Here is a 13173-nt window from a genome sequence, read left to right as displayed (position 1 = left end):
CCGGCAATTCGCGCCCTTGGAAATGTCTTCCGGCACGGCGCATCCGCTAACAATTCGCAAATATGACAATTCGCATCGGAGCACTGCCATGACGGGTAGCAAGGACTATGTGGTCGCCGACATCTCGCTTGCCGGCTGGGGCCGCAAGGAACTCGATATCGCCGAAACCGAAATGCCGGGCCTTATGGCCTGCCGCGAGGAATTCGGCGCCAAGAAGCCGCTCAAGGGTGCGCGCATCACCGGCTCGCTGCACATGACCATCCAGACGGCGGTGCTGATCGAGACGCTGAAGGAGCTCGGCGCCGACATCCGCTGGGCTTCCTGCAACATCTTCTCGACCCAGGACCACGCCGCCGCGGCCATCGCCGAGGCCGGCATTCCGGTCTTCGCCGTCAAGGGCGAGAGCCTCGAGCAGTACTGGGACTACACCGACAGGATCTTCCAGTGGGCCGATGGCGGCCTCTCCAACATGATCCTCGACGATGGCGGCGACGCCACCATGTACATCCTGATCGGCGCCCGCGCCGAGGCCGGCGAGGACGTGCTGTCCAATCCGCAGAGCGAGGAAGAGGAATACTTCTACGCCCAGGTCAAGAAGCGCCTGAAGGCTTCGCCGGGCTTCTTCACCAAACAGAAAGCGGCGATCCGCGGCGTCACTGAAGAGACGACGACCGGCGTCAACCGGCTCTACCAGTTGCAGAAGAAGGGCCTGCTGCCCTTCCCGGCCATCAACGTCAATGACTCGGTCACCAAGTCGAAGTTCGACAACAAATATGGCTGCAAGGAATCGCTGGTCGACGGCATCCGTCGCGGCACCGACACGATGATGGCCGGCAAGGTCGCGGTCGTCTGCGGTTATGGCGACGTCGGCAAGGGTTCGTCGGCCTCGCTCAAGGGTGCGGGCGCCCGCGTCAAGGTCACCGAGGTCGATCCGATCTGCGCGCTGCAGGCCGCTATGGACGGCTTTGAAGTGGTCACGCTGGAAGAGGCGGCCCCGACCGCCGACATCGTCATCACCACCACCGGCAACAAGGATGTCGTTACCCTCGACCACATGCGTTCGATGAAGGACATGGTGATCGTCGGCAACATCGGCCATTTCGACAACGAGATCCAGGTCGCGTCGCTGCGCAATCTGAAGTGGACCAATGTCAAGCCGCAGGTCGACATGATCACCTTCCCGGACGGCAAGCGGATGATCCTCCTGTCGGAAGGCCGCCTGCTCAATCTCGGCAACGCGACCGGCCATCCGAGCTTCGTCATGTCGGCCTCTTTCACCAACCAGGTGCTGGCCCAGATCGAGCTGTTCACCAAGGGTGAGCAGTACCAGAACCAGGTCTATGTGCTGCCCAAGCATCTCGACGAGAAGGTCGCGCGCCTGCATCTCGACAAGCTCGGCGCCCGCCTGACCGAACTATCGGGCGAGCAGGCAGCCTATATCGGCGTCACACCGCAGGGTCCGTTCAAGCCGGAACACTACCGCTATTAACCAAATCCGGATTTACCACTAGATATTGACGCCGGGCGATTGACTTTTCGCCCGGCTTTATTTTTGCACCGAATGATTCTTCACGCCGATTCCGGCAGGCGCTATGTTGTGATTCGCGGGTCCGGGGACGAGGATCGGCGTACGCATCAGGGCGGTCTTGCATTCAGGCGGCGAAGAGGACCAAGACATGCCGGGGGATAACCCGCTTCAGGCGGGAAAGGCCGTTTCCGGCGGCCATGACGAGTCGAGGACCATGGGCTCCGCCCCGCGAGGCGAGCGCCTTTCATGGCGCGCCCGTGCGGGATTGTTTCTTGCCGGCTCCGCTCTCGCCTGCCCCTTGGCGGGCGCGGTCGCGCATGCCCAGACCGCCGGCGCCGCCGTGGCCAGTCTTTCGATCAGCACCATCGAGGTCGTACAACTGGCGGTGTTCGTCGGCGTGACGGGTACGGCATTCCTGTCGGCCATCGTTCTCATCCGCGAACGGGCGCGTACCTCGGCGGAGAATGTCGAGCTGAGAAGCCGCGTCGCCGACGTCAGCGCGGCGTTGCGGCGTTCGGAAGCGCTGCTCAACCTGCGCGATCAGCGTGTCGTCGTCTGGGCCTCGGAAAACAAGAAACCCGAACTCATCGGCACATTGCCGACCGAAAGCGGTGCGCCGGAGGACCGGGCCGCGTTCCTCGCCTTTGGCCGCTGGCTGATGCCGCGTTCGGCGGCGGCGCTCGAACATGCCGTGGCGGGTTTGCGCGAAAAAGGCAGGCCGTTCGACCTGGTGATCGAATCCCAGGCCGGCGCTCCACTGGAAGTGCATGGCCGCAAGAGCGCGGCTCATGTGCTGGTGCGGTTTGTCTCGCTTTCCGAGACGCAGCGCAGCCAGGCCCGGCTCAAGATCGACAACCAGCGGCTGGCCACCGATCATGACACCATGATCGGGCTGCTCGAGGCGCTGAAGATGCCGGCATGGCTGCGTGACGAGCACGGCCGCCTGAAGTGGGTCAACCGGGCCTACGCCGACGCGGTCGAAGCCGAGAGCGCGGAAGCCGCCGTGCGTGACGCCAAGGAATTCCTCGGCGGCCAGGCGCGCGAGGCCATCGCCACGCAGCACAAATCGCATCCGGTCTTCGAGCAGTCGCTTTCGACGGTGATCGAAGGCGACCGCCGCGTGTTCGCCGTGACCGACTTTGCCGGCGCCGACGGTTCGGCCGGCCTTGCCTGCGACACCAGCGCCATCGAGGCTATCCGTGGCGAATATGAGCGGACCGTGCGCAGCCACGCCGATACGCTCGACCAGCTCAACACCGCTGTCGCCATCTTCGACACCGACGAGAAGCTGCGCTTCTTCAACCAGGCTTTCCAGAAGCTGTGGGGGCTCGACAGCGGCTTCCTGCACAGCGCGCCCGACAACGCCCTTTTGCTCGACCGGCTGCGCAGCGAGGGCAAGATCGCCGAACAGCCGGAGTGGCGCCGCTGGAAGGAAGGCCTGCTCAGCGCCTATCGTGCGGTCGAATCGCAGGAACACTGGTGGCACCTGCCGGATGGCAAGACGATCCGTGTCGTCGCCAACCCGCAACCCAAGGGCGGCGTCACCTGGGTGTTCGAGAACCTGACCGAGAAGATGGATCTCGAAAGCCGCTACCGCACCGCGGTTCGGGTCCAGGGCGAAACGCTCGACAACCTCGCCGAAGGCGTCGCGGTGTTCGGCCCCGACGGCCGGCTGCGGCTGTCGAACCCGGCCTTTGCCACGCTGTGGGGATTGGACGCGGAAGCCGCCAAGCCCAATGTGCACGTATCGGCCATACGCGAGCTGTCCGATCGGCAAGCGGTCGAGAGCCCCTGGCCCGGCTTCGTCGCCGCCATCACCGGCTTCGACGACGAGCGCCGCGACCGCCACGGCCAGACCGAGCTCAACAACGGAACCGTGCTGCGTTACGCTGTGATTCCGCTGCCCAACGGGCAAGTGATGATGACCTTCGTCGACGTCACCGACAGCGTCCACATCGAGCGCGCGCTCAAGGACAGGAACGAGGCGCTCGAGAAATCAGACCAGCTCAAGAACGAATTCGTCCAGCATGTGTCCTATGAACTGCGGTCGCCGCTGACCAACATCATCGGCTTCACCGAGCTGCTGTCGCTGCCGGCGACCGGCCCGCTGACGCAGAAGCAGCGCGAATATGTCGAGCATGTCGGCTCGTCCTCATCGGTGCTGCTGACCATCGTCAACGACATACTCGACCTGGCGACGGTCGATGCCGGCATCATGCAGCTCGATATTTCCGAAGTGCATGTCGACCGCACCATCGCGGCCGCCGCCGAGCTTGTCGCCGACCGGCTGGAGGAGCATTCGATCCGGCTCGCGGTCGACGCCGCCGCCGCGCCAAAGACCTTCCATGGCGATGAAACCCGCATCCGCCAGATCCTCTACAATCTGCTGAGCAACGCCGCCAATTACGCGCCGGAGGCCAGCACCATCCGGCTGGCATGCCGCCAGCTGGCGGACGGAGTCGAGTTCTCGGTTCACGACGACGGGCCCGGCATGCCGCCCGACGTGCTCGATTCGGTGTTCCGCCGCTTCGAGCCGCGCGCCAATGGCGGCCGCCGGCGCGGCGCCGGCCTCGGCCTGTCGATCGTCAAGAGCTTTGTCGAACTGCATGGCGGCGCCGTTCGCATCGAAACCGGCAGGGACAAGGGCACGACCGTCATCTGCACCTTTCCCGACATGCCGGGTATCCGCGCAGCGGCCGAGTAGCGCGCTCGATGACGGAACCGGTGCTGGAGCGTTTGCTCGCCGACGAGACCCAGACAGCGCGGCTGGGCGAGGATCTTGCGCTGGCTCTGCGCGTGGGCGACGTGCTGGCGCTCAAGGGCGATCTCGGCGCCGGCAAGACGACGCTGGCAAGAGCGCTCATCCGGACGCTGGCCGACGATGCCGGTCTCGAAGTGCCGAGCCCGACCTTCACCCTGGTGCAGAGCTACGACACGCGCATCCCGGTCCATCATTTCGACCTCTATCGCCTGTCGTCGGCGGCCGAGCTGGACGAACTGGGCTTCGAGGAGACGCTGGCGCAAGGTGCAGCCCTTATCGAATGGCCGGAACGGGCTGACGGCTACCTGCCCAGGACGACGGTGCTGATCGAACTCGTCCAGCATGGCGAGGGCCGGCTGGCCCGACTGTCGGGGCAAGGCGCGACCTTCGACCGTGTCGCGCGCTCGCTGGCCATGCGCGGTTTTCTGGAGAGCGCCGGATGGGGGCAAGCGCGGCGCCGGTATTTCATCGGCGATGCCTCGCCCCGCTCCTACGAGATCGTCTCGCTTGCCGGCGAGGCGCCGCGCGTGCTGATGAACTCGCCGCGGCTGGTGCTCGGCCCTCCCGTGCGCGACGGCAAGCCCTATGCGGTGATCGCCCACACCGCGCAGTCGGTGTCCGCCTTCGTCGCCATCGACCGTGCGCTGCTGGCCGCCGGGGTCGCGGTGCCCAGGATCGACGCGCAGGATCTCGGCCAGGGTTTCCTGCTGCTCGAGCATCTAGGTTCGGAAGGCTTTCTCGACGGCAATGGCGGGCCGGTCGCCGAACGTTACGAGGCGGCAGCCGAACTGCTCGCCATGATGCACGGCAAGGCCTGGCCTCACCGGATGGAGGCGGCTCCCGGCGTCGTTCATGACGTGCCGCCCTTCGATCGCGACGCCATGCTGATCGAGGCGGACCTGCTGATCGACTGGTACGTGCCGGCGATATCGGGCGGCCCGGCGAGCGACGCGCTGCGTTCCGGCTACCACAAGACATGGAACGCGCTTCTCAACCGGCTGCAAGGCAGCGAATACACGCTGATGCTGCGCGACTTCCACTCACCCAACATCATCTGGCGCGGCGAACGGTCCGGCCTCGACCGGCTCGGCATCGTCGACGTCCAGGACGCGCTGATCGGGCCCGCCGCCTATGACGTCGCTTCGCTTGCCATGGACGCCCGCGTCACCATGGCACCCGAGATCGAGAAGCGGACGCTCGATGCCTATCTCGCGGCGCGTCATGCAGCGGGCGACTTCGATGAAGCAGGCTTCCTCGAAGCCTATGCAATCATGGCCGCGCAGCGCAATTCCAAGATTCTGGGCATTTTCGTGCGTCTCGAAAAACGCGACGGCAAACCCTATTATCTCAAGCACCTGCCGCGCATCCGCGACTATCTCAGGCGGGCGCTGTCGCATCCCGCGCTCGCCGACCTGCGGGATTTCTACAGCGCGCACGGGCTGCTGGAGGAACGAGCGCTGTGACAACAAGACCGGAGACCGCCATCGTTCTTGCCGCCGGGCTCGGCAAGCGCATGCGGCCGATCACCGACACCATCCCCAAGCCGCTGGTCCGCATCGCCGGCAAGACGCTGCTCGACTGGGGCCTCGACAGCCTGGCCGCGGCCGGCGTCGGCAAGGCGGTGGTCAATGTCCATTATCTTCCCGAACAGATCGTCGCTCATGTCGCCGCGCGCCGCTCGCCGCTCATCGTCATTTCCGATGAGAGCGACCGGCTGCTCGATTCCGCCGGCGGCATCGTCAAGGCGCTGCCGGAGCTCGGCCAGGAGCCGTTCTACATCCTCAACGCCGATACATTCTGGATCGACCACGGCTCCCTCAATCTCGGGCGGCTTGCCCTTGCATGGGACGCCGCGAAAATGGATATTCTGCTGATGCTGGCGGATCTCCATCAGGCGACGGGACACTGTGGCAGCACCGATTTCCTGGTGGCGCCGGATGGCGCCCTGCGGCGTTCAAAAGGCGATCCTGCCGGCCTGATCTATGCCGGCGCCGCGATCATCCACCCGCGCCTGTTCAAGCACGCACCCGCCGAACCGCATTCGCTCAACACCTATTTCGACAAGGCGATTGCCGGCGGCCGCCTGTTCGGCATGCCGATGCATGGCCACTGGATAACCGTCGGCACGCCCGATGCCATTCCGCTCGCCGAAGACGCGGTGGCCGGTGCACTCATCGGGTCGCAATGAGCGGCTCAAGCCGCGTTTTCTCCATTCCCTCCGGAGCGCCGTTTCTGCCGACGCTGGCCGAGGCGCTGCTTGACGGCCGTCTTGTCCCCGGGTTTCGTGTCGAAGGCGACCCGCTCGCCCTGGCCGATGTCACCATCTATGTGCCGACGCGCCGCGCCGCACGTGCCTTGCGCGGCGTCTTCGTCGACAGCCTGAAGGCGCGTGGCGGCGGTGGTTCGGCGATCCTGCCGGTGATCCGCCCGCTCGGCGAATTCGACGAGGATGAGGCCGCGTTCGATGCCGAGCCAACCGCGGCAATCGATCTCGCGCCACCGATCGCCGCCACCGAGCGGCTGTTACTGCTGACGCCGCTGGTGCGGGCGTGGAAACGCCGGCTGCCCGCCCATGTCGCGGCCCTCTTCGCCGAGGAGATCGTCGTCCCGGCCTCCACCGCCGACGCGATCTGGCTGGCGCGCGATCTGGCCGGGCTGATGGACGAGATCGAGACGGAAGGCACCGACTGGGCCAAACTCGCCGGCCTGGTGAGCGGGAACCTTGCCGGATGGTGGCAGGTGACGCTCGAATTCCTCGGCATCGTCACCGATGCCTGGCCGAGATTCCTCGAAGAGAGCGACCGCTCCAACCCGGCCGCGCATCGCAGCGCCCTGATCCGTGCCGAAGCGGCGCGGCTGCGGCGCAATCCGCCCGCCGGGCCGGTCATAGCAGCGGGGTCCACCGGCTCCATCCCCGCCACGGCGGAGCTGCTTGCGACCATTGCCGGCCTCTCCGGCGGCGCCATCGTACTGCCCGGGCTCGACCGGATGCTGGACGAAGCCTCCTTCCAGGCGCTCGTCGCACCCGGCGCGCGTCCAGCCGTGCTTGGCCATCCGCAATACGGCCTGGCGAAGCTGATCGGCAAGATCGGCGTGCTGCGCGGCGATGTCGAGGAGATCGGTGCGGCCGAGCCGAAGCTTGGGCTCCGCGCGGCCCTTGTCGGCGAGGCGCTGCGGCCGGCCGAGACCACCGAATTGTGGGCCGAGACGCGAAACGGGTTTTCGGCGTCCGATATTGCCGGCGCCTTCGCCGACGTGACGCTGCTCGAAGCGGCCAGCGAGCGCGATGAGGCCGTCGCCATCGCCGTCGCGCTCAAGCGCGCGGTCGAAGAACCGGGCCGGAGAGCGGCACTCGTCACCGGTGACCGCGCGCTGGCACGCCGCGTCAGCGTCGAGCTCAAGCGCTTCGGTGTCGTTGCAAACGATTCCGGCGGCACGCCGCTTTCCAACACCCCGGCAGCCAGCCTCCTCAGGCTGGCGCTCGAAGCGGTGTTCCGGCCGGGCGATCCGGTCGGCCTGTTGTCGCTGCTGAAGCATCCACTACTCGGCCTTGGTCTGGAGAGGTCCGATGTGCGCCATGCGGCGGAACTGGTCGAGCTGGTGGCGCTGCGCGGCGGCACCGGCCGCCCCGACATCGCTTCGCTGCCGGACCTTTTCGAGGCCCGCCTCACCGGGCTCGGCGGTGATAGCCGACCGCCCTTCTGGTTTGCCCGCCTGACCGTGCGCTCCATCGAAGGCGCGCTGAATTTGCTTGGGCGTCTCAAGCAAGCGCTGGCGCCGCTTTCGGGCTTTCGCGGCCAGGCGGAAGCCGACCTTGCCGCGCTGGTCGAAGCCAGCGTGGTCGCCCTGGAGAATCTCGGCCGTTCCGCTGACGGCAGCCTTGGCGAACTCTACACCGGTGACGCCGGCGAAAAGCTCGCCGAACTGCTGCGCGGGTTGGTCGCGGCTTCGGCATCGCTGTCGTTCGCGGCGAGCGAATGGCCCGATGTGATGGAGGCGCTGATCGCGCCCGAGACCGTCAAGCCGGCGCAAGGCACCGACAGGAACATCGCCATCTGGGGTGCACTCGAGGCGCGGTTGCAGGATGTCGATACGCTGGTCATCGGTGGGCTCAACGAAGGGGTCTGGCCGCGCAAGCCGGAGAGCGACCGCTTCATGTCGCGGCTGATGAAGACCGGCATCGATCTCGAGCCGCCGGAGCGGCGCATCGGTCTTGCCGCGCATGATTTCCAGATGGCCATGGGCGCGAGACACGTGGTGCTGGCGCGCTCGGCGCGTGCCGGCGACGCGCCCGCCGTGCCTTCGCGCTGGTTGCAGCGGCTGGTCACCTTCATCGGCAACGACCAGGCGGCGGCACTGCGCCGGCGCGGCGATGAGCTGCTTGCCTGGGCACGCGCGCTCGACACAGGGCCGAAGCGGGATTTCGCGCCACGGCCGCAGCCGAAGCCGCCGCTATCGGTGCGCCCCACGCATTTCTCCGTCACCGAGATCGAGACGCTGCGCCGCGACCCCTACGCCGTCTATGCCCGAAGGCTCCTCGGCCTGATGCCGCTCGATCCGCTCATCCGCGATCCGGGTGCGGCCGAGCGCGGCACGCTTTTTCACGCCATCCTGCATCTCTTCTCGTCCGAGGTGGCCGACCCTCGGGCGCCGGATGCGCTGGTCGGGCTCATCGCCGCCGGCCGCGCCTGTTTTGCCGAGGCGGCGCTTCCAGCCGATGTCGAGGCGGTGTGGTGGCCGCGTTTCGAAAAGCTCGCCGCCAACATCATCGAATGGGAGCGTACGCGCGCCGCCGCGGTGGTCCAGCGGCATGCCGAGGAGCGCGCCGGCAAGACCGTGGTCGGCCAGTCCGGCGTGACGCTGTCCGGCTATGCCGACCGAGTCGATCTGCTGGCCGGCGGCATGGCCGACATTCTGGACTACAAGACCGGCTCCTCGCCTTCCAAGGCGCAGGCGCATACGCTGCTGGCGCCTCAGCTGGCGCTGGAGGGCGCGCTGCTCAGGCGTGGCGCGTTCAAGGACCTGGGCACGCGCGAGCCGTCGCAACTGGCCTTCATCAGGCTGAAGCCGAATGGCGAGGTCTTCGAGGAGTCCATACTCGAACACAACCGCCAGCAACGCACCGCGGCCGATCTCGCCGAGGAAGCCTGGGCGCGGCTGGAGAAGCTGCTGATCCACTATGCCAATCCGGCGACCGGCTATCTGTCGCGCGCGCTGCCGTTTCGCGAAGGCGAAACCGATGGCGACTACGACCATCTCGCCCGCGTGCTCGAATGGTCCGCCGGCGGAGACGCCGGGGATGAGGGAGGGGAGGCATGAAGAAAGCCTATCCGATCCCGACCGATACCGCTTCGAGCCAGGCCCGCGCCGCCGATCCCGGCAATTCCGCCTGGGTGTCGGCCAATGCGGGATCGGGCAAGACCCATGTGCTTGCCCAGCGTGTCATCCGGCTGCTGCTCAACGGCACCGACCCGTCGAAGATATTGTGCCTGACCTATACGCGCGCCGCGGCCGCCAACATGTCGAACCGGGTTTTTTCGACGCTGTCGGAGTGGACGACGCTCAGTGACGCCGACCTGGCGTCCAAAGTCGAGGCGTTGGAGGGACGCCGGCCCGATCGCGACACCATGCGCAGAGCCCGCCGCCTGTTCGCCGAGGCCCTGGAAACGCCTGGCGGGCTAAAGATCCAGACGATCCACGCTTTCTGCGAATCCGTGCTGCACCAGTTCCCGCTGGAAGCCAACATTCCCGCCCATTTCGACATGCTCGACAGCCAGATGGAGGCCTCGCTTTTTGCCGCCGCGCGCCGCGAGATGATCTCCGCCGCCGGCGACAGGACTTTGGCCGAGGCCTTCGCCACTGTGCTGGAACGTGGGGGCGAGGCCGGTCTCGACGCGTTGCTTGGTGAAATCGTGCGCAAGCGCGACGGGTTGCGCCATTTCCTCGATGCCGTCGGGCGTGACGGCTTCCAGCCCTTGTTCGATGAATTCCATTTCCAGCCCGGCCAGGCCGCCGAAGGCATAGCGGCATCTGTATGGCCGCTGCCCGGCTTCCTGCCGGACTATTTTGCCGGCTTTACCCAGGCCGCCGAAGCCACCGACGCCAGATCGGCGCTGAACAACATCCTGCCTTATGCGCGCCTAGCCTTCGCCGAGAGCGACCCCGTTCGCCGGCTGCAGCTGCTGGCAAGAGCCTTCCTCAAGACCGATGGCGATCCCTACGACCCGGCAAAGGCCTTCAAGAAGGCGCTGACCGACCGGCTGCCAGATCTCGCCGAGCGCTATCTTTCGGCGGCCAGCGCCATCATGGAGACCGTCGACCGGCTGGCGCTGTTCCGGATGCTGGAAGGCACACGCGCGGCGCTGACCATCGCCGATTGGTTGATCGCGCGCTACGAAGTGTTGAAACGCAGCCGCGGCTTTCTCGACTTCAACGACCTGATCACCCGTACGGTAAACCTCTTGGCGCGGCCCGATGCCGGCCCTTGGGTGCAGTACAAGCTCGACCAGGGCATCGATCACATCCTGCTCGACGAAGCGCAGGACACCAGCCCGGATCAATGGGAGGTGGTGAAGCGGCTGGCGGAAGAATTCTTTGCCGGCTTCGGCGCCCGCGACCGGGTCCACCGCACGATCTTCGCCGTCGGCGACGAGAAGCAGTCGATCTATTCCTTCCAGGGCGCGGCACCGGATTCTTTCGCCGACAGCCGGTTGTTGTTCGCCGGGCGGGTGCGCGACGCCGAGGCGTCCTTCGCCGACCTCAAGCTGACGTGGTCGTTCCGCTCCACGGACGATGTGCTGGCCGCCGTCGACCGCGTCTTTGCCGATCCAATCGTGCGGCGCGGCATCAGCCACGACCCCGATCCGCTGAACCACAAGGCGATCCGCACCGATGCGCCGGGCTATGTCGAGGTCTGGCCATCGATCGGCGCCGAGGCCGTCGACGAGCCCGACGACTGGGCGCAAGCGATCGACCATGCCCATGCACCGGCGGTGCGCGTCGCCGGGAATGTCGCGGCCACCATTGCCGGCTGGATCGGCAAGGGCGAAATCATCGAGGGCCGTGGCAAGCGGCTGCGGCCGGGCGACGTGCTGGTGCTGGTGCGCAAGCGCGACAGCTTCGTCCATGCGTTGACACGAGCGCTCAAGCGGCGCGACATTCCGGTTGCCGGCGCCGACCGGCTGAGCCTGCCCGGACATATCGCGGTCAAGGACCTGATCGCGCTCGGCCATCTGCTGATCCAGCCGCAGGACGACCTGTCGCTGGCCGCCGTCCTGCGCAGCCCGGTCTTCGACCTGCCGGAGGAGACGCTGTTCACGCTCGCCGCACAGAGGCCGCCCGGCGTGTCGCTGGCGGTATCGCTGCGCCAGCATGCCGGCGAAAGCGAAGCGCTAGCGGCGATCGTTGCGCAGCTCGACGCCTGGGCTGACGAGGCCGCCTTCAAGCCGGTGTTCGAGTTCTATGCCGCCCTGCTGGCGCGCGATGGCGTGCGCCGCAAGATGATCGCGCGGCTCGGGCCGGAAGCCGGCGATATTCTCGACGAGTTCCTGAGTTTCTGCCTTGCCGAGGAGCGGACCGGCCTGCCCGGGCTGGAAGCCTTCCTGTCGACGCTGGAAAACGCCGGCCCCGAGATCAAACGCGAGATGGACCAGACCCGTGACGAGGTCAGGGTGATGACCGTGCACGCGGCCAAGGGCCTGGAGGCGCCGGTTGTGTTCCTGGTCGACGGCGGTTCCGCCCCGTTCAGCGACCAACATTTGCCGCGCCTGATGCCTTTCGACGGCTCGGGTCGACATTGGGACGGTAAGGGCTACCTCTGGCGTTCGGCCAGCGACGTCGCCAACGGCTTTTCGAAAACGGCCGCCGCTCGCGCCCACGAACTCGCCGACGACGAGTACCGCCGGCTGCTCTATGTCGGCATGACGCGCGCCGAGGACCGGTTGATCGTCTGCGGCTATCACGGCAAGCGGGCGCCGAACAGCGGCACCTGGCATTCGATCGTCAGCCGGGCGCTGAGCGGCGCGCCCGAAAGCGAACAGCGTCCGCATCCGGCCGGCGGCGAGCCTGTCTACCGTTTTCACGTCACCAAACTGCCGCCGGTTACGCCAAGCCTGGGCGAGCAGGCGCGGCAGGTCGATGCGTTCGGTCCGTTGCCGGCGACCTTGTTCCGGCCCTTGCCGCCTTTCGAGGACCTACCGCGTCCATTGTCGCCGTCGGGCGCCTCGGCGCTGATCAAGGAAGGCAAGGAAGCGGTGGTCGACAAGGCCTCGCCGGTGCTGGATGTCGATGCCGAGCCGGGTTTTGCCGTGCTGCGCGGGCTCGCCCTCCACAAACTGCTGCAGATGTTGCCCGGCATTGCCGAGAGCGACCGCCAAAGTGCGGCAGAGCGTTACCTCTCGCGAACGGGTGCGGCGTGGCCGCAAGCCGAGCGCCAAAAAGCCCTGGCATCGGTCGTGGCCATCCTTGCCGAGCCCGGCCTCGGTCAACTGTTCGCGCCGTCGTCACGTGCCGAGGTCGCGATCATGGGCAGCCTTGAGGTCAAGGGCAAAATCCGCTCCATCTCCGGCAAGATCGACCGGTTGGCGGTGACAGCGGATACGGTTTCGATCGTCGACTACAAGACCAACAGGCCCGCACCCGCTTCCCTGGCCGAAGTCCCGCCGGCCTACCTGCTCCAACTCGCGCTGTATCGCGCCCTGCTGCAGCCGCTTTATCCCGGGCGGGAGGTCAAGGCGGCCCTGCTGTTCACCGAAGCGCCAAGGCTGATCGACCTGCCGGCCCGGGCCATGGACGACGCCCTTGCCCGACTCACGGGAGCGTGACACAAGAACTGCTTGAAGAAGGGCGCGACAACCACCACATTTGGTGCGGTAAAAAATTTCGA

General features: G+C 66.6%; 6 protein-coding genes. All 6 read left to right on the top strand.

Going from position 1 to position 13173, the window contains the following annotated elements; translation table 11 throughout:
• Positions 1 to 88: 88 nt before the first annotated feature.
• The 6 genes from ahcY to addA all read left to right on the top strand — a co-directional run bounded on the left by ahcY (position 89) and on the right by addA (position 13111).
• The gene (gene ahcY, locus M653_RS0113840) at positions 89 to 1489 is read left to right on the top strand and encodes an adenosylhomocysteinase (RefSeq protein ID WP_027143886.1); all 1401 of its coding nucleotides are present in this window, start codon (positions 89 to 91) and stop codon (positions 1487 to 1489) included.
• Positions 1490 to 1676: 187 nt separating this feature from the next.
• Positions 1677 to 4232, top strand: a complete 2556-nt coding sequence (locus M653_RS0113835) for a PAS domain-containing sensor histidine kinase (RefSeq protein ID WP_027143885.1) — start codon at positions 1677 to 1679, stop codon at positions 4230 to 4232.
• 8 nt (positions 4233 to 4240) lie between these two features.
• Entirely contained in the window at positions 4241 to 5752 is a 1512-nt protein-coding gene (gene tsaE / locus M653_RS0113830) for a tRNA (adenosine(37)-N6)-threonylcarbamoyltransferase complex ATPase subunit type 1 TsaE (RefSeq protein ID WP_027143884.1), read from the top strand.
• Entirely contained in the window at positions 5749 to 6477 is a 729-nt protein-coding gene (locus tag M653_RS0113825; RefSeq protein ID WP_027143883.1) for a nucleotidyltransferase family protein, read from the top strand. Before tsaE ends, M653_RS0113825 begins: the two co-directional genes overlap by 4 nt.
• On the top strand, positions 6474 to 9608 hold the full coding sequence (addB, locus tag M653_RS0113820) for a double-strand break repair protein AddB (protein ID WP_027143882.1): 3135 nt from the start codon (positions 6474 to 6476) through the stop codon (positions 9606 to 9608). Before M653_RS0113825 ends, addB begins: the two co-directional genes overlap by 4 nt.
• A complete protein-coding gene (addA, locus tag M653_RS0113815; RefSeq protein WP_027143881.1) occupies positions 9605 to 13111 on the top strand; it encodes a double-strand break repair helicase AddA in 3507 nt (1168 codons plus the stop codon). The genes addB and addA overlap by 4 nt, the downstream gene beginning before the upstream one ends.
• Positions 13112 to 13173 lie beyond the last annotated feature (62 nt).

This window comes from Mesorhizobium sp. WSM3626, assembly GCF_000513935.1.
GTDB classification, from domain to species: domain Bacteria; phylum Pseudomonadota; class Alphaproteobacteria; order Rhizobiales; family Rhizobiaceae; genus Mesorhizobium; species Mesorhizobium salmacidum.
This window is presented reverse-complemented; position numbering and strand designations above follow the sequence as displayed.